Genomic DNA, 25,037 nt, shown 5'->3' with positions numbered 1-25,037 from the left:
AATGACGACCCCCTCCAAGACCTGGATCGCCGATCTTCCGAAGGATCGCCTGATTGCCGAATTCTCGGTCTGGTCGGCCGATCTCGTCCGTCTGTCGGACGATCTGGCACGCGTCGATCCTTACGTCGACATTCTCCACATCGATGTCGCCGATGGCCATTTCGCACCGGCAATGTTGTTTTTCCCTGATCTTGTTGCCGGCGTGCGCAAAGTGTCCTCGCGCCCGATCCATGTTCACCTGATGGTCGCCGACAGCATCCTCCTGTCGCAGATCGAGCAGTTCGCCGATGCGGGCAGCGACCTGATCAGTCTCCATGTTGAAAACGAAAGCGTCGCCGACGAGGCTCTTGATCTTCTCGACCGCCGCGGTGTCGCCGCCGGCATGGTGCTCAAGGTCGACACCCCTGTCGAGCGGGTCGAGAAATATGCTTCCCGGCTGAGCTTTGTGACGCTGCTCGGCACGGCGATCGGCGTGAAGGGCCAGGGCCTCGACGAGAAGGCCAGTGCGCGGCTTCAGCAGGCAAAGCAGATTATCGGCGGCTGCAGTGCGGCGCATCGGATCGTGCTGGCGGCCGACGGCGGCATTCGCGAGCACACTGTGCCTCTCCTGCGCCAGTCCGGTGCGGAAACGGTCGTTCTCGGTTCTCTGGCTTTCAATGCGCCATCGCTCGACGAGCGGATGGCATGGGTGCGCGCACTCTAACTCATGGTCTTCACATGCAGCAGCAGGTTGCCATTGGAATCGACCTCGGCGGGACGCAGGTGCGCGCTGCCCTCGTTGACGAGCAGGGCAGGATTCTGGCGCGCGCAGCCGAATCAACGGATGCGCTGGCAGGCCCCGCCCGCGTGCTCGACCAGATTTGCGGACTGACCGATGGACTGCTTGAAGCATCGAACCCTGCCTCTGTGGTTGGCGTCGGCGTATCCGCTCCAGGCCCGCTCGATACGGTCGCCGGTGTCGCCTCGCATATCCCGACCCTCTCCGGCTTTGTCGACTTTCCGCTGAAGGCGGAGTTGCAGAAGCGGTTTCCGTTTCCGGTCGACCTTGAGAATGATGCTATCGCCGCTGCCATCGGCGAGTGGCAGTTCGGAGCCGGCAAGGGCCTGGATAATCTGGTCTATGTCACCGTGAGCACCGGCATTGGCGGTGGCGTTGTGTCGGATGGTCGCGTCGTGCGCGGCCGCAAGGGCATGGCAGCCCATGTCGGGCACATGTCGGTCGTGCCGGACGGAGAGCTTTGCCCCTGCGGCAACAGAGGATGTTTCGAGGCCTACGGATCCGGAACGGCTTTTGCGCGCCGCGCCCAGATGAGGGCTATGGAATCTGGCGAGACAACGATAGGCAGCGATGGCGGCGCCATCGACAGCCGCAGCGTTTTCGCGGCCGCAAGAGATGGCGATCGTCTGGCAAATCAACTGGTTGACGAGGAGGCGGAAATTCTCGGTCGCGGCTTCACCAGCCTGATCCATATCTTCAGCCCCGATATTATCGTGATGGGGGGCGGACTTTCCCACGAGTTCGATCGGCTGCAACCGGGCATTCAAAGCTACATCACGCAATGGGCAATGCCGGCATTCAAGGATGTCAGGGTAATGCTGGCGGCATTGGACCAGAACTCAGGCCTCGTCGGGGCAGCCGCTCTGGCGTTTCTGGCCGGGAAGGTCACTCGGACGTGATCCAAACCGGCGAAGCGATCGGCGTCGTCAAATACGCTGGTTCAGTTCGTCTTCGCTGATCCCAAAATGATCGAGAATGATGCCGACGTTTCGGCGATGAGACTTGAAATAGACGTCGAAAAGATCGCCGATCAGCGGAACCGTTCCGCCGGCGGCGTCGATCCCGAGATTCACGGCCATGCGGGCGAGCTTGTGGGTGGGAACACCGAGACGTCGTGCCTCATCGATGATGAAAAGACCGATGAGGGATCCGGCAATGTCGCCGACGGCCGGGATGAGCCCGAGAACCGAGTCCGCGCCGATCCGCACGCCGATGACAGGCAATCTGACCGCGGTATCCATCAGGCGCGCTATGCCGACGGCGCGCCGAATTCTTCCAAGTTCGATGGACGTCAGGTGTTTCGTGCTGGCGGAGGCTGGCATCAGCGACCTTTGGGCGCGAACGACCGTTCCGCCTCCTCGAGTGAGGGCGCGGGAAGGATGTCATCGCATTGCTGCGAAATAGTCCGACGCAGCGAAAGCTCGGTGCCATGATGATATTCCATGGCCGTGAAACGCGGCAAACCCGACAAGGTTCGGCCGCGAAAGCAAGGATCATCTTGCGTCGGGAACCACCACCAATTTGCCGACGAAGTTCTTCGCCATGAAATCGGTCTGTGCGCGGTGGAATTCCGACAGCGGATAGACGCCGCCGACGAGCGGCCGGATTTTCCGGCTTTCGATATAGCCGACGATCCGACGGAAGTCGGCGCGGCTTCCCTGGCTCGAGCCGTGCAGCTCCAGCTGCTTCAAATACATGGTCCGTAAATCGAGCTGGACGACCGGGCCGGCGATGGCGCCGGCCGTCGTGTAGCGGCCTTCGGGGCGCAGGATCTTCAGGAGATCGTTGAACAGCGGTCCACCGACGAGATCGGCGACGACATCGATCGGCTGGCCACGACTTGCGGAATGGGCGGCTTCGACCAGATTGCCTTTGCCGCGGGTCACGACCGCTTCGGCGCCGATATCGAGCGTCGCCGCCTCCTTGCCGGGACCTGCGACCGCGATTGGGATGGCGCCGCGGGCACGCGCGAGCTGGATGATCGCCGAGCCGACGCCGCCCGAGGCGCCGGTCACGAGAACGCGTTCGCCGGCGACAAGCCTTGCCCGTTCCAGCATGCGCTCGCCGGTCAGATAGGCGCAGCAGAAGGTGGCGAGTTCGATGTCGGTCAGATCGGTTGCGACGACATGGGCGTTCTCGGCCGGCAGTGCCATGTATTCGGCATAACCGCCGTCGCGGCCATGGCCCATGTAATCGATGTCGGCGAGGCTGTCGTCGTCGCGGTTATAGATCGAGAAGTCGACCATGACGCGTTCGCCGATGCGCGCCGGATTAACGCCGGCGCCGACGCCGACGATATGACCGACCGTATCGGTGCCCTGGATGCGCGGGAATGTCAGAGTATTGCCTTGCCTGCGCCATGTGGAGACGGCAGAGGGATCGTCCTCGGTGCCGTAGGCGCCTTGGCGGACCCAGACGTCGGTATTGTTCATGCCGCAGGCCGTGATACGGATCAGAACCTCGCCGTCCGCGGGCCTCGGAACGGGCACGTCCCTGCTATAGACGAGCTTGTCCAGACCGCCATGGCCGGTGAGCAATACGGCCGCCATCTTTTCCGGGATCGTCATGCAGATCTCTCCCTCAGATGGTCTTGAAGACGGTTTCGATCGCATCCGCCGCGGCCTTGACCACGATGTCTGCCTCCTCGCGTGTCAGGCAGAGCGGCGGGGCGAAGCCGAGGATATCGCCCTGCGGCATGGCGCGGCCGATGACGCCGCGTTCGAGGAGGGCGGATGCGACCTGCGGGCCGATCTTGCGGCCGGCATCGAAGAACGTGCGGTCGTCCCTGTCCTCGACGAATTCGATGGCCGCCATCAGCCCGTCACCGCGGACTTCGCCGACATTGCGGTGGCCGCCGACGGCCTTTTCCAGTTCCGAGCGGAAATAGGAACCGGTCGTGCCGGCATTCTCGACAATGCCGAGTTCGTCGATCAGTTCGAGATTGGCAATACCTGCGGCAGCACAGATCGGGTGGGCCGAATAGGTCCAGCCGTGACCGATCGCGCCCATCTGATCGGAACCCTGCACCAGGACTTGCCACATCTTGTTCGAAACGATTGTGCCGGAAAGGGGAGCGTAGGCCGAGGTCAGGCCCTTGGCGATGGTGATCAGGTCCGGCTTCATGCCGTAATGGTCCGAACCGAACATCGTGCCGAGGCGGCCGAAGCCAGTGACGACTTCATCGGCGACGAGCAGGATGTCATATTTGTCGAGCACGGCCTGGATCTTCTGCCAGTAGGTTTTCGGCGGCGGCACGATGCCGCCGGTGCCGAGGATGGGTTCGCCGATGAAGGCGGCGATCGTTTCCGGGCCTTCGGCAATGATCATCTCTTCAAGCTTGTCGGCGCAATATTGCGAGAACTGCTCCTCGCTCATCGACCGGTCGGGGCGGCGGAAATAATAGGGTGCTTCGGTGTGCAGCACCGGCGCCCGCGGCAGATCGAAAGCGTTGTGAAAGAGCGCCAGGCCGGTGAGGCTGCCGGTCATGACGCCGGAGCCGTGATAACCGCGCCAGCGCGAGATGATCTTCTTCTTTTCCGGACGGCCGAGGATGTTGTTGTAGTACCAGATGAGCTTGATGTTGGTCTCGTTGGCATCCGAGCCGGAGAGACCGAAATAGACGCGGCTCATGCCGGTGGGCGCGCGGTCGATAATCATCTTCGACAGCGTAATCGAAGCTTCCGTGCCGTGGCCGACATAGGCGTGGTAATAGGCGAGGTTCTTCGCCTGTTTGGCAATCGCGTCGGCAATCTTCTGGCGGCCGTAGCCGACATTGACGCAATAGAGGCCGGCAAAGGCGTCGAGGCTTTTGCGTCCTGTCGTGTCGGTGATGTAGACGCCTTCGCCGCCGGCAACGACACGGGTCGGCGTCTCGCCACGAGCATGCGCACCCATATGGGTCGAGGGATGGAAGAAGTGATCGCGGTCCCAGGCGGTGAGTTCGTTGCTTCTGTCGAGCATGTCTAGCCTCTTTCTTGAAATGGGGGCTCACTTGAAATGGGGTCAGGCGGCCGTGTCGATGCAGAGATATTTGAGCTCGGTGAAGGCCTCGAGCCCATGGCGTGAACCCTCGCGGCCGAGGCCGGACTGCTTCCAGCCGCCGAAGGGAATGGGAGCGCCGGTGATCTTCACGCGGTTGACCGCCACCATGCCGTGTTCCAGTGCGCGGCCGAGCCGCATCTGGCGGGCGCCGTTTTCCGTGACGATATAGGCAACGAGGCCGTATTCGGTATCATTGGCGCGGGCGATAACCTCGTCTTCCGTGTCGAAGGCGGTAATGGCCGCCACAGGACCGAAAGTCTCCTCGCGCATGATCAGCGCATCCGCCGGCACATCGGTCAGCAGCGTCGGCTCATAGAAAAGCTGGCCGGCCTTGTGGCGCTTGCCGCCGGTGAGGAGCTGCGCGCCGCGCGCCAGCGCGTCGGCGACCTGTTCCTCGATCTTGGCGACGGCGCGTTCATGCATCAGCGGGCCGATCTCGGCGCCATCCTCGAGCCCCGGACCGACCTTCAGTTCGGCTATGCGGTCTGCGAAGGCCTTGGCAAAGGCATTGGCGATCCGGCGCTGGACGAAGATGCGGTTGGCGGCAAGGCAATCCTGGCCTGATGTGGCAAACTTGGCGTTGACGGCGATCTCGACCGCCTTTGAGATGTCGGCGTCATCGAAGATGATCAGCGGGGCGTGGCCGCCGAGTTCCATCACCAGCCGCTTCAGGGTCGGCGCGCATTGAGCGGCGATCAGCCGTCCGATCCCGGTGGAGCCGGTGAAGCTCATGGCGCGCACGCGGACATCGGCGCACATCCGCCCGACGATCGTTGCAGCATTGCCGGTGACCACGTTGAAGACGCCGGCGGGAATGCCGGCCCGCTCGCCGAGCTCGGCAAGGGCAAGTGCCGAAAGCGGCGTTTCGGAAGAGGGTAGGCGACGACCGTGCAGCCGGCGGCCAGCGCTGCGGCAGCCTTTCGGGTGAGCATGGCAGAGGGGAAATTCCAGGGCGTGACGATGCCGACGACGCCGAGCGCCTCGCGCCGGACAATCATTTCCGCGCCGGGCAGATGGCTGGTGACGCTCTCGGCGTTCAGCCGCTTGCCTTCCTCGGCATACCATTCGACGAATGAGGCGGCGTAATCGATCTCGCCACGCGATTCCGCAAGCGGCTTGCCCTGTTCGAGCGTCATGATCAGCGCCAGATCTTCCTTGGCCGCCAGCATCAGCTCAAACCATTTGCGCAGGATCGCCGCGCGGCTCTGCGGCAGCATTGCGCGCCAGGCGGCGAAAGCCTCCGACGCAGCATCGATCGCCACTGCCGTCTCGTCGGCGCCAAGGCTTGCAACCCAGGCCAGCGTCGCCGAAGAGGCGGGATCGGTGACCTCGAAACTTTTCCCTGATTTGCCGGCGATCCACCGGCCGCCGACATAGGCCAGATCGCGCAGGAGATGACGGTCGGCGAGCCGCGACAGCGCGTCATGATAGGCGGGGCGGGCAAATGCGGCGGTCATGTCCAGTCTCCTCGTGGCGGTTGACGTCAGTCTTCCACGGGAGCGGGCGAGAGATTGTCTGTTGGGGGATGCGAAAAGAGAGAGATGGTCTAAAGGATGGCGGCCTGGCAGAGAGATTGTCTACGACGTGGTCTGTTCTTCACCGGTCGCAGTGAAGGAAGAGACCGGTAGGACTGTTTCCTCCTTCACCGTCTTGGTGACGATGTAGGTGAAGTAGCGGTCGATGCCGAGTTCGCGGTCGAGAAGCCCGTCGACCAGCCGTTGATAGGCGTCGATATCGGCGGCGATGATCTTCAGGATGTAATCGACGCCGCCGCCGACCGACCAGCAGGCAACGATCTCCGGGATTGCGGTCACGGCGCGCTCGAAGCGTTCGAAATCCGCCTGGCGGTGATTGGCGAGTGTCACTTCCATCATCACGCTGGCGACCGGCGCGATGCGCCGTGGCGCGATGCGTGCGTGATAGCCGGTGATAACACCCGCCTTTTCGAGCTTGCGCAGCCGCATCCAGCACGGTGTCGGCGACAGTCCGGCCTTTTCGGCCAGCGCCAGTTTGGTGATGCGGCCGTCGCGCTGGACGGCGTCGAGAATGCGCAGGTCGATGGCGTCGAGCTTCATGGTGCTTTCTTTAGAAAGAAATCATTTCAATCGCAGGGAAAAGACAATGGGAGCGCATTTTTGCATTGTCAATTGAACTGATTTTCAGCAGTGTTAAAATCATGACAAAGTGGCGCCCCGATCCCTCGCAACTCCGCCGTCCGGCTTATCTCTCGCTTGCCGAGCAGATCGCAAACGCGATCACGGACGGCAAGCTCAGCGATGGCACACAATTGCCGCCGCACCGGAAGATGGCGGATGATCTGCATCTTTCGGTGCAGACGGTCAGCCGCGCCTATGACGAGTTGATCCGCCGGGGGCTGATATCAGGCGAGATCGGACGCGGCAGCTTTGTCCAGACCAGGCCGCGCGAGCCGGAACCGCCCTATCTGCCGGAACGGCTGGGTGAGGTGATCGATCTGTCGATCCTGAAGCCAGTCTGCGAGCAGATCCATTTGGAAAAGCTGCGGCAGGCCTTCGGCTGGCTTTCGGAAAACCTGCCCTCCAGCTCCGCCCTTTCCTTCAGGCCGAACATGGTGTTTCCGCGCCACCGCGCGGTCGCCACGGAATGGCTGGCGCGCTGCGGGTTGGAGGTATCGCCGCTGAACGTCAGCGTGACGAACGGTGCGACATCGGGCATGACGGTGGCGCTGATGAGCGTCGCCCCGCCCGGCTCGACGGTTGCGACCGAGGCGATCAGCCATCACACGCTCGTTCCGCTCTCCACCTATCTCGGTTTGCACCTCGAAGGGCTGGCGATCGACGAGGAAGGCATGATCCCCGAGGCGCTGGACGAGGCCTGCCGGAAGGGGCCGATCCGGGCAATCTTCCTGCAGCCCTCGGTGATCAATCCGATGGCGGCGCTGATGAGCGCGGAACGTAGACAGGCGCTCGCCACTGTCGCCGCCAAACATGACATCGCGATCATCGAAAACGATATTCTCGGCCCGATGGTCGAGGGTCGTGCGCCGCCGATGGCCGCGTTTGCGCCGGAGCGGACGCTCTACGTCACGAGCTTCACCAAGATTACCGTTCCGGGCCTGCGGATCGGTTATCTCACCGCGCCCGACCGTTATGTCGCCGCCGTCGCCAACCGGCATCTCGTCTCCAACTGGATGGCGACGCCTGCCATGGCCGAGATCGCCACCCGCTGGGTCAGCGACGGCACGGCAATGGAACTGGTCAACTGGCAGCGCCGTGCCCTTGTGAGCCGGCACGCGATCGCGGCGGAGATGCTGGCGGGCCTTACCTACCGGGCGCACCCGCAAAGCCTGCACGTCTGGCTGCCGCTCTCCGGCAACCATACCGAGGATGGTTTCGTATCACAGGCAAGGCTGCGCGGCGTGGCGATCGCGCCTGGCAAATCGTTCCACACCGCCGATCAGGGCTGGACGCCGGCCGTGCGCATTTCGCTTGGTTCGACGACGGAAAGCGAGTTGCGGACCGGGCTCGGTATCGTCGCCTCATTGGCGCAGGGCAATCCGGAAGAGCTGCTGCTTGCGATCTGATGCCGATGCCTTGTATTTGAGCGCATGCAGAATAATTGTCATGATATTATTTTACGAATTGACATGATTTTGATGGGCCGTCATCGTTAGGACATTGCTTGTCTCAACAGGGAGAGACATGAATGCTTCCGCCCATCATCCGCATCGACAACATCGTCAAGAAATACGGCCCGCTGACCGTGCTCGACGGCCTGTCGATGAATGTCATGCCGGGCGAGAAGCTGGCGCTGATCGGGCCATCCGGCTCTGGCAAGACGACGATCCTGCGCATTCTGATGACGCTGGAGACGATCAGCGGCGGCCATATCGAGGTCGACGGCGAACAGCTCTACCATATGCCAAATGGCAGCGGGCTGGTGCCCGCCGACGAACGGCATCTGCATCGCATGCGCGAAAAGATCGGCATGGTCTTTCAGCATTTCAATCTGTTCCCGCATAAATGCGTGCTCGACAACGTGACGCTGGCGCCGATGCTGACGAAGGGCATCAAGCGGCCCGTAGCTGAAAAGCGGGCGATGGAGCTTCTCGACATGGTCGGCTTGGCCGACAAGGCAAAGAGCGTTCCGGCGCAGCTTTCCGGCGGACAGAAGCAGCGCGTCGCCATTGCTAGGGCGCTGGCGCTGTCGCCGAAGATCATGCTGTTCGACGAGGTGACCTCGGCGCTTGACCCGGAACTGGTCGAGGAGGTGCTGAACGTCATGCGGCGGCTCGCATCCGAGACCGACATGACCATGCTTCTCGTCACGCATGAAATGGGCTTCGCCCATGATTTTGCCGACCGTGTGCTGTTCTTCGATCGCGGCAAGATCGTCGAGGAAGGCAAGCCGGGCGACATCTTTCGCAATCCGACGCAGGAGAGGACGCAGACCTTCCTGCGCAAGATCATTGCGGCGGGGCACCGCGTCTGAGCTCAGACATTGCCCGCAAGAACAAAACTCAAGGAAAATCAGAGGAGTTGGGAACGATGAATGCAGGATATTTTTTGAGCGCCGCCGGCCTGTCGGTGCTTTTGATCACGGCGGCCGCTCCGGCCGCCGCCGCCGATGACAAGCTCGAACAGCTGAAGGAGCAGGGCTTTGCGCGTATCGCTATCGCCAACGAGCCGCCGTTCACGGCGGTCGGCGCCGACGGCAAGGTGTCCGGCGCCGCCCCCGACGTGGCGCGCGCAATCTTCGAAAAGCTGGGCGTCAAGGAAGTGGTCGCCTCGATCTCGGAATATGGCGCGATGATCCCCGGCCTGCAGGCCGGCCGCCACGACGCGATCACCGCAGGCCTTTTCATGAAGCCTGAGCGTTGCGCCGCCGTCGCCTATTCCGAACCGATCCTTTGCGACGCCGAGGCTTTCGCTCTCAAGAAGGGCAATCCGCTGAAGCTGACAAGCTACAAGGATATCGCCGACAATCCGGACGCCAAGATCGGCGCGCCGGGCGGCGGGACCGAAGAGAAGCTGGCGCTTGAAGCCGGCGTGCCGCGTGACCGCGTCATCGTCGTTCCGGATGGCCAGAGCGGCATCAAGATGCTGCAGGATGGCCGCATCGACGTCTACTCGCTGCCGGTCCTTTCGATCCATGACCTGATGGCCAAGGCGAACGATCCGAACCTTGAAACCGTCGCACCCGTCGTCAATGCGCCGGTCTATTGCGATGGCGCTGCTTTCCGCAAGCAGGATGTTGCGCTTCGCGACGCCTTCGATGTCGAGCTGAAGAAGCTGAAGGAATCCGGCGAATTCGCCAAGATCATCGAGCCCTACGGCTTCTCGGCCAAGGCGGCGATGTCGACGAGCCGCGAAAAGCTCTGCGCCGCGGCGAAGTAACAAGGGGTAAGCAGCCGGCCATGCCCCAGGCATGGCCGGATCGTCCCCGAACGATCTCCTAAAGCGCGTCGCGATCTTTCAGATTCGCTCCTCGCGCTTTAGGTCCTTGTTTTACGCATGTCGTTATCGCAAAACCGCTGCACAGTTTTGCGCGATATGCTCTAGGAAGTGAATTGCCGATGTCGGTATGGTCCGGCTATCTGACACTGATCCTTGAGGGCGCCCTGGTGACGCTCGAACTGACGATCATGGGATCTGCGCTGGCGCTGGTGATGGCCTTCCTGGCGGGCCTCGGCCGGCTGTCGCGCTTCTTCGCCGTGCGGGCTCTGGCGACGGCCTATATCGAATTCTTCCGCGGCACCTCGATCTTCGTCCAGCTCTTCTGGGTCTATTTCGTGCTGCCTTTTGCGGGCTTGACCCTGACGCCGCTGCAGGCGGGCGTGCTGGCGCTCGGGCTGAACGTCGGCGCCTATGCGGCGGAAGTGGTGCGCGGCGCCGTCAAGGCCGTCGGGCGCGAACAGTCGGAAGCCTGCATCGCGCTCAACCTTTCGCGAACCCAGCGCATGCGCCACGTCATCCTGCCGCAGGCGCTGCCGCTGATGCTGCCGACCTTCTGCAACAATGCGATCGAACTCCTGAAGGGCACGGCCGTCGTCTCGCTGATCTCGCTGACGGATATGACCTTCCAGGCGCAGGTGGTGCGGGCGCAGACCGGCAATACGCTGGTGCCCTTCGCGACAATCCTCATCCTCTATTTCCTCATGGCCTCGGCGATCTCCGCGACGATGCGCTGGCTGGAGCGGCGGATGGCGCGCAGCCTCGACGGCATAAGGACCTGATCAGATGGAATGGGATTGGGACTTCGTCTGGCAGATCATGCCGACCCTTCTCGAAGGCTTCAAGATCACTCTTCTCGCGACCATCCTCGGCGCTGCCGTCGCCATGATCGTCGGCCTGGCTCTTGCCATTGCACGGCGATCACCGGTCGCCGGCATTTCCAGGACGGTCGCCTTCGTCTCGGAATTCATCCGCGGCACACCGCTGCTGGTGCAGCTCTACTTCATCTTCTACGTGCTGCCGGATATCGGCATCCGGCTGGCGCCGCTGGTCGCCGGCGTCATCGGCATGGGCATTCACTATGCGACCTATACCGCCGAGGTCTATCGCGCCGGCATCGAGAACGTGCCGCGTGGACAATGGGAGGCAGCCAAGGCCACCAATCTGTCGACGCGCCAGGCCTGGATCCACGTGATCCTGCCGCAGGCGATCCCGCCGATGATCCCGGCGCTCGCCAATTATTTCATTGCCATGTTCAAGGAGACGCCGCTGCTTTCGGCGATCACCGTGCTCGAACTCATGAACCAGGCAAAGAGCATCGCCAACAGCAATTACCGCTACATCGAGCCGATGACGCTGGTCGGCGTTTTCTTCCTCGTCATCAGCCTGATCTCAGTGGTGGGATTACGCTGGCTCGAGGAACGCTATGCCAGGATGGATGACTGACCATGACCGTAGAGATTGAGATCATCGCTGCCGGCCGGCTGCCGCGACTGGAAGATCGGCCGCTGGAAAAACGCATCGGCCTCATCATCCTCGCGACAGACCACACGACCGAAGTCGACTTCCAGCGCATGGTCGCCGGCGATCGCCTCGGCGTCTATGTCAGCCGCATCCATTATGCCAATCCGGTCACGCCGGAAAACCTCTTGCGGATGCAGCCGTCGCTGACCGAAGGCGCGGCACTGATCCTGCCGGAGGAGGCGCTCGATGCGATCGTCTATTCCTGCACCTCCGCTTCGGTGGTGATCGGCGACCGGAACATCGAGGCGGCGATCCATGCGGCCAAGCCCGGCGTTCCCGTCGTGACGCCAACGGCTGCCGCCGTGACCGGCCTGAAGGCGCTGGGCGCCAGACGGATTTCGGTGCTGACGCCCTATACGATCGAGACCAGCCGGCCGATGGCGGACTATTTTTCGGATCTCGGCTTCGAGATCGACCGCTTCACCTGTCTCGGCCTGACCGATGACCGCGAGATGGCGCGGATCGCGCCGGACGAGATCCTTGCCTTTGCGCGCCAGGCGCTGGCGCCGCAGTCGGACGCGCTGTTTATCTCCTGTACGGCCGTGCGGGCAGCCGAGGTCGCGGCCCGGATCGAGGCTGCGATCGGCAAGCCAGTGGTCACCAGCAATCTTGCGACGGCCTGGGCCTGCCTGAGGCTTTGCGGCGATGATCGGGCGCGGCCCGAACTCGGTCAATTGATGACCAAGCCCTATCGGGAAGGCTGAGATCATGGTGAGCCCCTTGCCCGTTTCGCTGGAGGATATCCGCGCTGCGGCACGCCGGATTGCCGGCCGCGTGATCGGCACACCGATGGTGCAGTCCGCTTCCCTCGGCGAATTGGCCGGCGCGCCTGTCCATCTCAAGCTCGAGCATCACCAGACGACCGGCAGCTTCAAGCTGCGGGGTGCGACCAATGCGGTGCTCTCCTTGTCGCCGGCAGAGCGCTCGCGCGGTGTCGTCGCGGCCTCGACCGGAAATCACGGCCGGGCGCTTGCCTATGCGGCAAAGGCGGAAGGGGCGGTTGCGACCATCTGCATGTCGCGGCTGGTGCCGGAGAACAAGGTTTCGGAAATCCGCCGCCTCGGTGCCGATGTCCGCATCGTCGGATTATCGCAGGACGAGGCGCAGGAGGAGGTCGACCGGCTGGTTCGCGAGGAGGGGCTGGTGATGGTCCCGCCCTTCGACCATCCAGACGTCGTGGCCGGGCAGGGGACGCTGGGGCTCGAAATCATCGACACCTTGCCGGAGGCGGCAACCGTGCTGGTGCCGCTCTCTGGCGGCGGCCTTGCGGCCGGCGTTGCCGCCGCGGTCAAAGGCATCAGTCCGACGACCAAAATGATTGGTCTGACGATGGAGAAGGGGGCCGCGATGAAGGCAAGCCTCGATGCCGGACGGCCGGTGCAGGTCGAGGAAGTGCCGAGCCTGGCCGACTCGCTCGGCGGCGGCATCGGCCTCGACAATCGCGTGACCTTTGCCATGTGCCGCGACCTTCTCGACGAGGTCATCCTGCTGACGGAAGCGGAAATCGCCGCCGGCATACGCCATGCCTATGCCGCTGAACGCCAGGTCATCGAAGGCGCTGGCGCGGTCGGCATTGCAGCGCTTCTTGCCGGGAAAATTGTCGGGAACGGTCCCATCGTCGCGATCCTGTCCGGGCAAAATGTCGACATGGAACAGCACTGGCGGGTGATCAATGGCAAGGCGGCACTCTGCGGCGAGGAGAGACCATGAGCCGGATGATCATTCTGACGGAAGCAGAACTGAGGAAAGTCATCACGCTTGATCGCGATGCGGTTGATTGTGTCGAGGCCGCTTTCGCAGCGCTTGCGACCAAAGCCGTCGCCATGCCGCCGATCCTGCGGCTCGACATTCCGGAATATCGGGGCGAAGTCGATGTGAAGACGGCCTACGTGCCCGGCATCGAGGGCTTCGCTATCAAGATCAGCCCCGGTTTCTTCGACAATCCAAAGATTGGTCTGCCGAGCACCAACGGCATGATGGTGCTGCTGTCGAGCCGAACCGGACTGGTGCAGGCGCTGCTGCTAGACAATGGCTATCTCACCGACGTGCGCACCGCAGCAGCCGGCGCCGTCGCGGCAAAACATCTGTCGCGGGAAAATGCGTCCGTGGCCGCGATCTTCGGTGCGGGCATGCAGGCGCGGCTGCAGCTCGAAGCACTGACGCTGGTCCGGCCGATCCGCGAAGCGAGGATATGGGCGCGCGATGCTGCCAAGGCGAAAGCCGCGGCAATGGAATTGGCCGCAAAGCTCGGGTTTCCCGTCACCGCCACATCGGATGCCAGAGGCGCAATGACCGGCGCTGATCTCATCGTCACCACCACGCCGTCGGAAATCCCGATCATCGAGGCCGGGTGGCTGGAACCCGGACAGCATCTGACGGCCATGGGCTCGGATGCCGAACACAAGAACGAGATCCATCCGGCCGCCATTGCTGCTGCCGACCTCTACGTCGCCGACAGCTTGAAGCAGACACGGCGTCTCGGCGAGTTGCATCACGCAATCGACGCCGGCCTGGTCGCAGGCGATGCGGTCTTTGCCGAGCTCGGCGAGATCGTCGCCGGCCGGACGCCGGGGCGGACGCGCAACGACCAGATCACCATCGCGGACCTGACCGGAACCGGCATCCAGGACACCGCCATCGCCACGCTCGCCTTTGCCCGCGCCGGCGCGGCGAAGGCCGGGACCGCATTCGAAAGCTGACCGGCGCGGCGCCGGAAAAGAAGGGAAGAGACATGACCCAGCCCAATCTCAAATTCTCGCTCGGTGAATATGCCGCGCGGCTGGAAAAGACACGGCGTGCCATGGAGGCGAAGGGCGTAGACCTGCTGATCGCCAGCGATCCGTCGAACATGGCTTGGTTGACCGGTTATGACGGCTGGTCTTTCTATGTGCATCAAGCGGTGATCGTGCCGCCGCAGGGCGAACCGATCTGGTTCGGCCGCGGCCAGGATGCCAACGGCGCCAAGTTCACCGCCTATCTGAAGCACGACAACATCGTCGGCTATCCCGATCACTATGTGCAGTCGACCGAGCGCCACCCGATGGACTACCTCTCGAGCATCCTGACCGAGCGCGGCTTCGGCAAGCTGACGATCGGCGTCGAGATGGACAATTACTGGTTCTCGGCGGCGGCCTTTGCGGCGCTGCAGAAGCACCTGCCGAACGCCCGCTTCGTCGACGCTACCGCGCTCGTCAACTGGCAGCGCGCGGTCAAGAGCGAGACCGAAATCAGGTACATGCGCAATGCCGCCCGCATCGTCGAGGCGATGCATGCCCGTATCTTCGACAAGATCGAGGTCGGTATGCGCAAGTGCGATCTGGTTGCGGAAATCTATGATGCCGGCACCCGCGGCATCGACGGCATCGGCGGCGATTATCCGGCGATCGTGCCGCTGTTGCCGTCCGGCGTCGAAGCGTCCGCACCGCATCTGACCTGGGACGACCGGCCGATGAAGAAGGGCGAGGGCACCTTTTTCGAGATCGCCGGCTGCTACAACCGCTATCACCTGCCGCTATCGCGCACCGTCTTCCTCGGAAAGCCGACGCAGGCGTTTCTCGACGCCGAAAAGGCGACACTGGAAGGCATGGAGGCCGGTCTTGCGGTCGCCAGACCCGGCAATAGCTGCGAGGATATCGCCAATGCCTTCTTCGCCGTGTTGAAGAAATACGGCATCGTCAAGGACAATCGCACGGGTTACCCGATCGGCCTTTCCTATCCGCCGGACTGGGGCGAGCGCACCATGAGCCTGCGTCCCGGCGACCGGACGGAGCTGAAGCCCGGCATGACCTTCCATTTCATGACCGGCCTCTGGCTCGACGATATGGGCTTCGAGACGACCGAGAGCATCCTCATCACCGAGAGCGGCGTCGAATGCTTCGCCAACGTGCCGCGCAGGCTGATGGTGAAGGATTGAGGCTGTCATGACAGAGATTGGCTTGCGACCGTCGCCGATCAGCGCGACGGTCAATTTCGCCGCCGAGGGCATCCAGCACGGTTTCCTGAGGCTGCCTTACAGCCGCGACGATTCCGCCTGGGGGTCGGTGGTGGTGCCGATAACGCTCATCAGGAACGGCAAAGGGCCGACGGCCCTGCTGACTGGCGGCAATCATGGCGACGAGTACGAAGGACCGATCGCGCTTTTCGATCTTGCCCGCACGCTGAAGGCCGAAGAGGTGAACGGCACTGTCATCATCGTGCCGGTCATGAATTATCCGGCATTCCAAGCGGGAACCAGAACCTCGCCGATCGACAGGGGCAACATGAACCGCAGCTTCCCGGGCCGGCCGGACGGCACGGTGACCGAGAAGATCGCCGACTATTTCCAACGTGTGCTTCTGCCGATGGCGGATGTCGTTCTCGACTTCCATTCCGGCGGCAAGACGCTCGATTTTCTGCCGTTCTGCGCGGCCCACATCCTGCCGAACAAGCAACAGGAGGAAAAAGCCTTCGAATTCGTGAGGGCTTTTGCCGCTCCCTATTCGATGAAGATGCTGGAGATCGATGCGGTCGGCATGTACGACACCGCGGCCGAGGAGATGGGCAAGATCTTCATCACGACGGAACTCGGCGGCGGCGGCACCGCCACGGCCAAAAGTGCAGCGATTGCCAAGCGCGGAACCATCAACGTGCTACGCCACGCCGGGATTGTCGCCGGCGCCGTCGATCCTGGTCCGACGACCTGGCTCGACATGCCGGACGGCCGCTGCTTCTCCTTCGCAGAGGAGGGCGGGCTGATCGAACCTGTCATTGATCTCGGTGAAGCCGTCACAGCCGATGCCGTCATCGCTCGCATCTATCCGACCGGGCGGACCGGGGTGGCGCCCCGCGATATCCGCGCCGGCATGAACGGTATTCTTTGTGCCCGGCATTTCCCAGGGCTGGTCAAGGCTGGTGACTGCGTTGCCGTCGTGGCGATCGTTACGGGCTGAGGCGATCAAACAGGCAGAGGCGGGATCAGTTTCGACTGTTGATCACACCTCAAGCAGCTTTCTGCGGTCTGGACGTGCCGGCTCCCGCATCGACCTGAAAGCGGTTGACGACCCCCTCCAGTGTCTGTGTCTGGCTGCCGAGCGCCCGGCAGGCCGAGGCAGTTTCGACCGCCATGGCTGCGTTGCGCTGGGTTACCTGATCGAGCGCGTTGACGGAGGCGTTGATCTCGTTGATCGCTACCGCCTGTTCGGAGGACACCGAAACGATGCGGGCGATCAGGCCGGCAACCCGCTCGACTTGCCCTTCGATTTCCAGGAGCGCCTTGCCGGTTCGGTTGACGAGCTCCACCCCGGTGGAGACCTGGGCCGAGGAGGTGGAGATCAGAGATCTGATCTCCTTGGCGGCGTTGGCCGAGCGCATGGCAAGTTCACGCACTTCCTGCGCGACCACGGCAAAACCCTTGCCTGCTTCGCCGGCGCGCGCTGCTTCAACCCCGGCGTTGAGCGCCAGAAGATTGGTCTGGAAGGCGATTTCATCGATGACATTGACGATGGCGCCAATCTGGGAGGATGAGCCTTCGATCTTTTCCATGGCGGCGATGGCTTCGCGAACGACGGCTGCCGAATGTTCGGCGCTGGTGCGGGTCTGAGCCATCATGCCTGTCGCCCTGCCGGCATGGTCGGAGGCATCTTTGGCTTTGATATTCATTTCATCGAGCGCGGCTGTCGCCTCTTCGAGCATTGCGGCCTGCTGTTCCGTGCGCGACGCAAGACTGTCGGCTGCATCTGTGATGCCAGCCGAGGAGCTGCCCACTTGCTTGGAGGTCTGGGCAATCTCAGCCATCGAAGCGCAAAGCGCGTCCATACTGTCGTTGAACTTCGCGCGCAAAGTCTCGTAGGCAGCGGCGAAGGGTGTCTTGATCCGGCAATCGAGATTGCCAGTCGATAGCTGTTCCAGTCCGTATGTCAGCTGATCGATCACCGTTTCTCGGATCTGCTCCTCGGCGGCCTTTTCGGCCAGCTGGCTGCGTTCACGCTCGAATTCCGCATCGCGAAGTGCGATCTCACGCTTCTGTGCGTCCTGCCGCTCGAGCGCGTTGCGGCGGAATACCGCGACGGCCTTGGACATGGCTCCGATCTCGTCGGAACGGTTGGCGTAGGGAACGTCAGTCGAAAAATCGCCTTCAGCAAGATTGCCCATATAGGCCTTCATACCATCGAGCGGTACGATCGCCCGGCGTCGCAGAAGATAGAGCCCTACCAGCAATAGCCCGAACGATCCGAAGCCCGCAGCGCCGGCATAGATCGTCCAGGTCACGATCTCCGAGGCCGCATTGCGTTCCTCGCCCTTCAGGAAGGCGTCGGAATTGGCAACGAGTTTCTCGACCGCGTCCTGATGCGAATGAAAGGCGACGCGCAGCTGCTCGATCGCACCATGTGCCTTGTCTTCATCCCTGGCATTCAAGGCCGGGATGATCTCACGGTTCATCACTCCCCAGAATGCATCGCCCTTGGCGATGACATCGTTTTCAAGCTCGTCCTTCAAAGCTTGCGGCAGCCGGGTGGTTTTCCAATAGGCGCGGCGGTCGTCGTAAGCGGCTTTGAGATTTGCGATCTTGGCAAGATTGGTGTCGGTGAGTTCGGGAAATTTGCTCGCCTCAAAGGAGAGCATGTAGGATTCGACCACAAACAGAGGCGGCGGTAGAATATCGGCGATCAAATCCTTGCCGTAGACCACCTGTTCGTAGACCGGACCATTGACCTTCAGCCGTTCGAGCGCCGATTGCTGCAAACCGATTGACATGAAAAGGCCAGCTGAAACGGCGACACCAAACGCCACCAAGCTGCGAGCAATAGTGAATGCCAAGACTGTCTCCAAATAACTTTGGCTTCTCTACTTCGAGAGGCCTGATCTACGTATGGCATTATTTGGCCAAGAACACTGAAATATGGTTAATTCTTTTGACATCGGAGCTTAGCAAGCTCTTGAAGGTCCAGGGAACCGTCCAAAATTGGGTTGATGATTTGCGAAAGCCATGCTATCAAGCCATCACTTGCCATCTTGATGGCTAACGGCTTTATATCCCATCGTAAAGGAGATCGGAATGGCCGAACCTCAGCTTTCTGTACGGAGCGCAAAAGCGCGTGATCTTGCTCACCGGCTTTCCCGCCGTGAAAACCGCTCGATAGCCGACATTGTCGAACGGGCCCTCGAATCGTATGAAATACGCGAAGCCGGAAGAGAGCCGGCTGCGTCCTTCTATGCCAGGCTTTCGCAGCAAAGCGGGACGGACATCGACCTTGAGGCCGTTATCAAGGAAGGCAGGCAGGTTCATAAGGGCATCGAGCTTTGATTTTTCTCGATACGAACATTGTTTCGGAAACTTTGAGAAAATCTCCCAATGAAGCCGTGATCGCATGGCTCGTCCGCCATGATGCTGAATTGGCTCTGCCGACGGTAACGATTGCCGAGATCGCTTTCGGTATCCAGAAGATCCGGCCTGATCAGCGAGCCGAACGCCTCGAGCAGGGACTGTCCGACTGGCGTCGTCGCTTTGCAGGCCGGATTTTTGGTCTGACCGAAGAGGCCGCTCTTGCTTATGGCGACATTTTGGGTTCGGCCGCTCGTCAGGGGCGCGGGATGTCAGCGCCGGATGGCATGATCGCCGCTATTGCACGGGTCAATGGTGGTCGACTTGCGACGCGAAATCTGGGCGATTTTGCGACCACGGGCCTTCAGTTGATCTCCCCATGGGAGTTTTGACATCTCGGAACATGCTTGGCGCTGTTACTCGAGTATCGACGCTTTTCAGGCCAATCGCATGAGCATTTCGTTAAGGTCGCCGATCTGCCGCAGCAGCGCGATCAGTTTATCCGTGTCGTCTTGACTGAGCCGGCCCGTTCCGCCGCTGCTCTGCCAAAGATGCTGAAATTCTTGGCTCGTCTTTAGCGCGATGCTCATGATTTCGATGATTTGCGCTCGATTTTCCCAGGTTGTAACGACCGTCGGTTGCTCCATTTCCATCGACATGTCCGGCTCGCGTTCCAGCAAAAACAATTCCTGATTCCTCTTGGGCGATAACGGTTTGGTTCGGATGGCGCCATCAAGCCTACGGGATGGGCCATCCCCGCGATGACTCAGGAGCATGGGTTTGACAGTCTCAGAACGATTGAAAATCAAACGATTGGCTAGCGGGTGTGGGGCGGACACGTTAGCCAATCGGCAAACCCTCCCTGGAATCACCCGAAGCAGAATTCGCATGAGCAATAAATGGGAAAATTTCCCATTTGTCAACGTGGGAGTGACAGCGTTTTCAGCGCGGACCCGGGCCCGGGCCTGGGGGCGGTGGCGGCCCAGGCGGCGGGGCGTCCTGCGTTGGCGGCCCCCCTCTGTCCGGAGCGGGAAAATCTCCCGGCCCGCCTCTGCCGAAAGGCGAATGATCGGGCGGCGGCCGATCCGAAGGGCCACCTGGCGGTCGCGAACCGAAGCCGTCCGGAATGCGCCCGTCGGGAAAGCCTGTCATTCTGCTTGAGTCCCGGACGCCGACATCGACGAAGCCATGACCATCAGGCGACAGCGGCATCGAGCCGACAGGCGCGGAGCCTCTGGGTCCTACGCTCGGCCCGTCCTTATCCGTCGGCCGGAAGGTCTCGAGGTTGACGATGCCACGTTTGAGGCCCGGCACCACGGGTTCAGCCTGAATGCGCGTGATGATCAATCGATCGGCGACAGCCTTGAGACGCACGAGAGTTTGCTTGCCGGCCAGGTATCCATGCGTGCTTCCAAGCGAAAGGCCGCCGATCAGGACGCGATTGCTGCTCTTGACAGGGACGCCACGAACATGGGCGCCTTCGGAAACGGAGCGGGGCTCGATGCGCCGGGCAATGATCGCACCGTCAGGTTTGCGGATGCCGAACACGGCGACCCGCTTGCCTTTCCGCAGACCCTTCGTCGCCACACCCGTTGTGTCGATTGTTTGCCCCAATATGGTCATGCCGGTCTTGTCTATCCGGTCGATGCGGCCCTGGACTTCGCTGGCGATCGTGATGCGGGCGGCAAGCCCGCCCGTCAGCAGCACCCGGGCGACATGACCGACCTTCATCGCACGAGCGTGAACGCGTCGGCCGTCGATTTCGATCGGTGTCGTCGCGCTGAACGGTATGTGGATGTTGTTGACGATGATGCTTCCAAAGCCCTGGATGGTTCCGACGATGCCCGTTCCGCCGATGCCGTGATCTTCGTTCTCGCCGCCCTGGATGGAAAGTCCAGACCCGCCGATTCCATGATCGCTGGTGCCCGTCGGCTGCGCGGCTGCAATCTTGGCCCCCAGGACTTGAAGCGCTATTCCGGCCAGCAGAAATTGCCTTCTCGAAATCGCCGACGGGGTCATTCGTCTGTCTCCGTCTTGGAGGCGGCGTCTGCCTGAAGATCGGCCTCATCCTCCTCGGTCATGACATAGAGTCCAGCGATCCAGCGGCTGTTGCCTCCGAGGTCGTCCTTGATCGCCTGATGGGCGATCTTGTTGAGCTTCAGAAGCAGCGCCATTCCTTCCTGGCGCGCAATCTCGTCGAGCCGGGCCGCCAGCGCGGGGGACATCCCGTCGTAGTGAACCGCACGTTCAAAGTACGGTGGAGGCTCGTTCATCAGGTTCATGACCGACGCCTGCACATGGTCACGGAGGTTGCGCGTAAAATAATGCCGGCGGGCTTCGTCACCGGCATTGGGGACGATTGATGAGAGATCGAGCTGAATCCAGCCGTTCTGATCGAGAACGACGATGCCTTTATCCAGCCAGTCGTCCAGGATGGAGCGGGGGTGGACGTCCTTGGTGATGTCGCTCACCAGGCTCTCGAATGACGGACCGCCGTCGCTGGAGGTCCGGGGCAGGGCGCTCGGCCGATCCTCCGCATCGCAATAAAACGGATCGGCGAGCCATCTGGCGAGAATGCGGCTTGTCTGCGAAACGCCGACGGTCAGGAAGGATGCCGCAAGCACCTGTCCGCGCAGCCGATTGACGTCCTTACGGTGAATGCCGGTCAGAAGCGAGATACGGCTATCCGTCTGGTTCTTGTTCGGCAGCGCGAATTCCTTCTGCGCAACCTCGATATAGAGGCGGCGAAGAACGGTCGAAAAAGAGATGAAGTTGAAGCCGGAGGCGAGTGCAAGCTTGACCAGCGGGCGAAGCACGCGGATCAGCATGGCCTGCAAGGTCTCTTCGGAGAACGGAAGCTTCGCGCGCGGCTTTGACATTAACAACACACTCGGTCTCTGAAAGACCATTGCCGGCAGACCTTCGACAATCGCCCTCGATCTCCCCTATGGCAAAGCCCACATTGCCGCAACGGAGAAGCCACTTGCAAGATCAGCCCATGCCATGCTTCCTGGCGGCGCGGCCGTGATCGTGCCGCCATTCGGAAGATATTTTGCGCCTTCTGTCAATGCGTTACCGGATGCGGCTCCGGTGACAGCACTGCGCCATGGCGCCAGTCGATCAGCCGGTCGATGCGCGCAATCTTGTGGAAAACCTCGAATACGTCGAATGACGTGCCTTTCTCGATGTGGGCTGCCAGCAGCTCGCAAAGCTCAAATATTTCAGGGGGCGTACCCGTCATCTCGACGCCGTCATCTGTGAAGACACCCGATCGCGGCCATGCCCGCGTCTGTTGCTCGTCGAGTTTGCTGCCGACGAAGGGGATCGTATCGATAATGCCGGAAGCAAGCGCGAAGGCCGCTTCCGCCACGATTTCGGAACACGTCGTGTTGGGCTCCCTCGCTAAGGCCGGTATTTGCATCCGCTTGAATTCCCGCATTTTTCAATCCGTCAGAGATAGTTGACCAGGCTCAGGCTCTGGAGTTTCGAGACGAGCGTGTAGGCCGTTTCCAGTTGCGTCTGCAGCTGGTTGACGAGCGTCGAAGCCTCATAGGTATCCACGCCCTGGAGATCGACGAGGTTTCCCTGAAGCAGAGTGGATTGAGCGTCGAGGGCGTCATTTGCCTTTTCGAGCCGCTCCTGCGCGAGACCGAGTTCGCTTTGCTGCGTCACGATCCCGGAGGTCGCCTGCGCCGCATAGGCGATCGCCTTGGATGCGACGGTGCTCTGTGCGTCGGAGCTGAGATCCTGGCCGAAAAGGGCGGAGACGACGGATGCCAGCGCGAGATAACGCATGCCTTCGGAATTGGCGTTGGTCGACGAGGTGATGGTTTCCGATCGGCTGATCCGGCTCGTCATGTCGGTGCTGGAAGCGGTCGACCAGCCGTCGGAAGTGTCCGTCCAGGCGCTCTCGGAGAACATCGGCTCGACCGTGTCGGTGATGAAGCTGCCGATTTCCTCGCCTGTCAACTCGTTGACGTCTTTTCCGAGACCGGTTGCATAATCGTTCAGAGTCGAAACGATTGTATCCGAGACCGCCGAGGATTGATCGCTCAGAGGCTGGCTGTCGAGGTTCGTTCCGCCAAACAGGAACTCGCCATTGACCGACGTGTTTGCCGTCGAGACCAACTGCGAAATCGTGGCGCCCGCCGTCTGCAGGGCAACGGCGATGCTTGTCGTATCCTGGCTCGCCTGGAGCGCGGTCAGGTTCGAGACCAGGCTGTCGCCGGCATCCTTGAGGCTCGAAAGGGCGGTTTGCGATGCGTCCATTCGCAATTCGACGACGGCATTGCTCGCCTTGAACGAGGCGGCCTGGGCGATAGCGCTGGTGAGATTGATCGACTTTGCAGCGCCGTTGCCGAGGGATACGCCGATATCGGCGTAGGTTCCGGTCGTTGCTTCCGTCGAGGCCTGCTGCAGCTTGTTTTGGGACTGGCTGATGGTGAGCCGCAAAACATTCTGCATCGCTGATGATGAGACAAAAGATGCTTTCATGACTAGCTCGCTATGTCGAGGAGCGACTGGAACATCTCGTCGATGACGTTCAGGATCTTCGTCGCCGCTTTGTAGGATTGTTCGATGTCGAGAAGCAGCGTCAGTTCCTCGTCGAGGTTGACGCCGGTTTCGTTGGAATAGGCCTCGTCGGAGCGTGACAAGGCCGCAGCCGTTGTTTCGGAGGCCGACGTGGCATCGCTTCGATATTGTTCGAGCCAGCCGATGGAGGCGCTGGCGTAGTCCGTCAGGCTTTGTGACGTGGAGAGTCCTGCGTCGGAAGAGAACGAGCGCTGTTCCGTCAGCGCCTGATACAGGGCGTCGAGATTGTCCGAGAAGCCGCTGTCTCCTGCGGTGTTGAGATCGGTGACGCCGCTGATGGAGCCATCGCGCAGCTTCGTCGCATCGCCGCCCTCGCTTGTGATGACGGCTAGATTGACCGAAATGGTGGAGGCGATCCCTGTCGTATCGTCGGAAGCGGCAGGTGTTGCCCCGGTTGCGCCTGACGCCGTCGTCCACACGAAAAGTCCCGGCGCGCTCGTGCTGCCGTCGGTTTCCGAGAAGACCTGGACGAGCGATTTGGCGATCTCGTCGAGCTGGGCCTGGAATGTCGGGGCGATCTCGTCGCGAAGCTGCAGCAGCGCCTGCAGGCTGCCCGAGGCACTCGTCGTCGATCCCTCGCCGGCGTCGAGTGTAACACCGTCGATATAGATGGAATTGCCTTCCGTTCCGGCAACGTAGGTTGCCGTCGACGCGAACGTGACGGTGCGGGGAATGGTCTCGAACAGCACGGTGCCATCAGAGGTATAGAGCGCCATATCGTTATTGTCGCGCACGGTGGAGGTGACGCCGACGATCGAGGAGATCTGCTTCAGCAGCTTTTCACGCACGTCGAGCGCCGAGGATGTATCGGTGCCGGTCGATGTGGCCAGCTTGACCGCATTGTTGGCTTCCTCGAACTCAGACAGCAGCGTATTCAAGGTGGAGACCTGTGTGGCGATCTCCGCATCGGCCTCGGCTCTGATCGACTGGACGCCGTCGCTTGCGGTATTCAACGAATTGCCAAGATCCTGCGCGGCGGTCACGGCCGATTGCGCTGATGTCGCGCTGCTCGGAGATGTGGCGAATGTCTGGAGCGCCTGCTGGAATGCCGTGAGATAGGTACTCGGCGAGGTCTCGTAGTCATTGCCGCCCACCAGCGACTTCAGGCTTTCGAGGCCGGTCACCAGCGTCTGCTGGGCGCTGTCCTTGGCATTCGTTTGCAGATACTGGGCAAGCAGCGCCGTTTCCTGCGCCCGGCTGATGCTGACGACCTGGGCGCCGGAAAGAGACGTCGTAACCGACGCCTCCCGTCTCACATAGTCGGAATTTCCGACATTGGCGATATTCGTCGAGACGACGCTGCTCTGCTGGCCGGTAGTGTTAAAGATGCTTTGCACGCTGTTCAAGGCGGAGGTGAGCGACATGCCGG

25 protein-coding genes and 1 pseudogene are annotated in these 25,037 nt (G+C 61.7%); 14 read left to right on the top strand and 12 right to left on the bottom strand.

Annotated elements, in window-relative coordinates:
* Position 1 precedes the first annotated feature (1 nt).
* Complete coding sequence (locus tag C3Y91_RS16345; RefSeq protein ID WP_130663295.1) at positions 2 to 703, top strand: ribulose-phosphate 3-epimerase; 702 nt, start codon at positions 2 to 4, stop codon at positions 701 to 703.
* Entirely contained in the window at positions 685 to 1,677 is a 993-nt protein-coding gene (locus C3Y91_RS16340) for an ROK family protein (RefSeq protein ID WP_174827048.1), read from the top strand. The genes C3Y91_RS16345 and C3Y91_RS16340 overlap by 19 nt, the downstream gene beginning before the upstream one ends.
* Before the next feature lie 27 nt (positions 1,678 to 1,704).
* On the opposite strand, the gene C3Y91_RS16335 is transcribed toward C3Y91_RS16340, so the two are convergent.
* The 5 genes and pseudogenes from C3Y91_RS16335 to C3Y91_RS16315 all read right to left on the bottom strand — a co-directional run bounded on the left by C3Y91_RS16335 (position 1,705) and on the right by C3Y91_RS16315 (position 6,894).
* Complete coding sequence (locus C3Y91_RS16335) at positions 1,705 to 2,100, bottom strand: DUF4112 domain-containing protein (protein WP_024319770.1); 396 nt, start codon at positions 2,098 to 2,100, stop codon at positions 1,705 to 1,707.
* Between the two features lie 171 nt (positions 2,101 to 2,271).
* A complete protein-coding gene (locus C3Y91_RS16330; RefSeq protein WP_130682883.1) occupies positions 2,272 to 3,345 on the bottom strand; it encodes an alcohol dehydrogenase family protein in 1,074 nt (357 codons plus the stop codon).
* Positions 3,346 to 3,358: 13 nt separating this feature from the next.
* A complete protein-coding gene (locus C3Y91_RS16325) occupies positions 3,359 to 4,738 on the bottom strand; it encodes an aspartate aminotransferase family protein (protein WP_168575581.1) in 1,380 nt (459 codons plus the stop codon).
* 42 nt (positions 4,739 to 4,780) lie between these two features.
* Positions 4,781 to 6,276, bottom strand: a pseudogene (locus tag C3Y91_RS16320) (NAD-dependent succinate-semialdehyde dehydrogenase).
* 120 nt (positions 6,277 to 6,396) lie between these two features.
* The gene (locus tag C3Y91_RS16315; protein ID WP_130663291.1) at positions 6,397 to 6,894 is read right to left on the bottom strand and encodes an Lrp/AsnC family transcriptional regulator; all 498 of its coding nucleotides are present in this window, start codon (positions 6,892 to 6,894) and stop codon (positions 6,397 to 6,399) included.
* A 101-nt stretch (positions 6,895 to 6,995) separates the two neighbouring features.
* On the opposite strand from C3Y91_RS16315, the gene ehuR reads away from it, so the two are divergent.
* The 10 genes from ehuR (at position 6,996) to doeB (ending at position 16,703) form a co-directional block, all read left to right on the top strand.
* Positions 6,996 to 8,381 (top strand): MocR-like ectoine utilization transcription factor EhuR, encoded by a 1,386-nt coding sequence (gene ehuR / locus C3Y91_RS16310; RefSeq protein ID WP_168575580.1) that lies wholly within the window; start codon positions 6,996 to 6,998, stop codon positions 8,379 to 8,381.
* A gap of 122 nt (positions 8,382 to 8,503) precedes the next feature.
* Positions 8,504 to 9,289, top strand: a complete 786-nt coding sequence (ehuA, locus tag C3Y91_RS16305) for an ectoine/hydroxyectoine ABC transporter ATP-binding protein EhuA (RefSeq protein ID WP_018073145.1) — start codon at positions 8,504 to 8,506, stop codon at positions 9,287 to 9,289.
* A 56-nt stretch (positions 9,290 to 9,345) separates the two neighbouring features.
* Positions 9,346 to 10,194 carry an ectoine/hydroxyectoine ABC transporter substrate-binding protein EhuB gene (gene ehuB, locus C3Y91_RS16300; RefSeq protein ID WP_024319775.1) on the top strand — a complete coding sequence of 283 codons (849 nt, stop codon included), beginning with the start codon at positions 9,346 to 9,348 and terminating at the stop codon, positions 10,192 to 10,194.
* Positions 10,195 to 10,373: 179 nt separating this feature from the next.
* Positions 10,374 to 11,033, top strand: a complete 660-nt coding sequence (gene ehuC, locus C3Y91_RS16295; protein ID WP_024319776.1) for an ectoine/hydroxyectoine ABC transporter permease subunit EhuC — start codon at positions 10,374 to 10,376, stop codon at positions 11,031 to 11,033.
* 4 nt (positions 11,034 to 11,037) lie between these two features.
* The gene (gene ehuD / locus C3Y91_RS16290; RefSeq protein ID WP_024319777.1) at positions 11,038 to 11,697 is read left to right on the top strand and encodes an ectoine/hydroxyectoine ABC transporter permease subunit EhuD; all 660 of its coding nucleotides are present in this window, start codon (positions 11,038 to 11,040) and stop codon (positions 11,695 to 11,697) included.
* A 2-nt stretch (positions 11,698 to 11,699) separates the two neighbouring features.
* The gene (gene eutA, locus C3Y91_RS16285; RefSeq protein WP_024319778.1) at positions 11,700 to 12,479 is read left to right on the top strand and encodes an ectoine utilization protein EutA; all 780 of its coding nucleotides are present in this window, start codon (positions 11,700 to 11,702) and stop codon (positions 12,477 to 12,479) included.
* A 4-nt stretch (positions 12,480 to 12,483) separates the two neighbouring features.
* Complete coding sequence (eutB, locus tag C3Y91_RS16280; protein WP_130665736.1) at positions 12,484 to 13,485, top strand: hydroxyectoine utilization dehydratase EutB; 1,002 nt, start codon at positions 12,484 to 12,486, stop codon at positions 13,483 to 13,485.
* Positions 13,482 to 14,474, top strand: coding sequence for an ectoine utilization protein EutC (eutC, locus tag C3Y91_RS16275; protein ID WP_130665735.1), 993 nt, complete (start codon positions 13,482 to 13,484; stop codon positions 14,472 to 14,474). Before eutB ends, eutC begins: the two co-directional genes overlap by 4 nt.
* A 32-nt stretch (positions 14,475 to 14,506) precedes the next feature.
* On the top strand, positions 14,507 to 15,688 hold the full coding sequence (gene doeA / locus C3Y91_RS16270) for an ectoine hydrolase DoeA (RefSeq protein ID WP_130665734.1): 1,182 nt from the start codon (positions 14,507 to 14,509) through the stop codon (positions 15,686 to 15,688).
* A gap of 7 nt (positions 15,689 to 15,695) precedes the next feature.
* Complete coding sequence (gene doeB, locus C3Y91_RS16265) at positions 15,696 to 16,703, top strand: N(2)-acetyl-L-2,4-diaminobutanoate deacetylase DoeB (protein WP_130663285.1); 1,008 nt, start codon at positions 15,696 to 15,698, stop codon at positions 16,701 to 16,703.
* Between the two features lie 49 nt (positions 16,704 to 16,752).
* On the opposite strand, the gene C3Y91_RS16260 is transcribed toward doeB, so the two are convergent.
* Positions 16,753 to 18,570, bottom strand: coding sequence for a methyl-accepting chemotaxis protein (locus C3Y91_RS16260; protein ID WP_130665733.1), 1,818 nt, complete (start codon positions 18,568 to 18,570; stop codon positions 16,753 to 16,755).
* Between the two features lie 238 nt (positions 18,571 to 18,808).
* Here C3Y91_RS16260 and C3Y91_RS16255 point away from each other — a divergent pair, with 238 nt between their 5' ends.
* Both C3Y91_RS16255 and C3Y91_RS16250 read left to right on the top strand, forming a co-directional pair.
* On the top strand, positions 18,809 to 19,057 hold the full coding sequence (locus tag C3Y91_RS16255) for a plasmid stabilization protein (protein WP_130657064.1): 249 nt from the start codon (positions 18,809 to 18,811) through the stop codon (positions 19,055 to 19,057).
* The gene (locus tag C3Y91_RS16250) at positions 19,054 to 19,467 is read left to right on the top strand and encodes a type II toxin-antitoxin system VapC family toxin (protein ID WP_024319785.1); all 414 of its coding nucleotides are present in this window, start codon (positions 19,054 to 19,056) and stop codon (positions 19,465 to 19,467) included. The genes C3Y91_RS16255 and C3Y91_RS16250 overlap by 4 nt, the downstream gene beginning before the upstream one ends.
* A 45-nt stretch (positions 19,468 to 19,512) precedes the next feature.
* On the opposite strand, the gene C3Y91_RS16245 is transcribed toward C3Y91_RS16250, so the two are convergent.
* The 6 genes from C3Y91_RS16245 to flgK all read right to left on the bottom strand — a co-directional run bounded on the left by C3Y91_RS16245 (position 19,513) and on the right by flgK (position 25,032).
* Positions 19,513 to 19,761, bottom strand: coding sequence for a hypothetical protein (locus C3Y91_RS16245; RefSeq protein ID WP_024319786.1), 249 nt, complete (start codon positions 19,759 to 19,761; stop codon positions 19,513 to 19,515).
* 256 nt (positions 19,762 to 20,017) lie between these two features.
* A complete protein-coding gene (locus tag C3Y91_RS16240; protein ID WP_168575579.1) occupies positions 20,018 to 21,094 on the bottom strand; it encodes a DUF5666 domain-containing protein in 1,077 nt (358 codons plus the stop codon).
* On the bottom strand, positions 21,091 to 21,984 hold the full coding sequence (locus C3Y91_RS16235; protein ID WP_168575578.1) for a DUF6502 family protein: 894 nt from the start codon (positions 21,982 to 21,984) through the stop codon (positions 21,091 to 21,093). Before C3Y91_RS16235 ends, C3Y91_RS16240 begins: the two co-directional genes overlap by 4 nt.
* 155 nt (positions 21,985 to 22,139) lie before the next feature.
* A complete protein-coding gene (locus C3Y91_RS16230; RefSeq protein WP_012755563.1) occupies positions 22,140 to 22,514 on the bottom strand; it encodes a hypothetical protein in 375 nt (124 codons plus the stop codon).
* Positions 22,515 to 22,525: 11 nt separating this feature from the next.
* Positions 22,526 to 23,569: a flagellar hook-associated family protein gene (locus C3Y91_RS16225; protein WP_168575577.1), complete on the bottom strand. Its 1,044-nt coding sequence runs from the start codon at positions 23,567 to 23,569 to the stop codon at positions 22,526 to 22,528.
* Between the two features lie 2 nt (positions 23,570 to 23,571).
* The gene (gene flgK, locus C3Y91_RS16220; RefSeq protein ID WP_168575576.1) at positions 23,572 to 25,032 is read right to left on the bottom strand and encodes a flagellar hook-associated protein FlgK; all 1,461 of its coding nucleotides are present in this window, start codon (positions 25,030 to 25,032) and stop codon (positions 23,572 to 23,574) included.
* Between the last annotated feature and the right edge of the window lie 5 nt (positions 25,033 to 25,037).

Origin of the sequence: Rhizobium ruizarguesonis (assembly GCF_012349115.1) — a bacterium.
GTDB lineage: Bacteria > Pseudomonadota > Alphaproteobacteria > Rhizobiales > Rhizobiaceae > Rhizobium > Rhizobium ruizarguesonis.
Note: the sequence above shows the minus strand (reverse complement) of the source record. Positions and strands in the feature narration are given on the sequence as shown.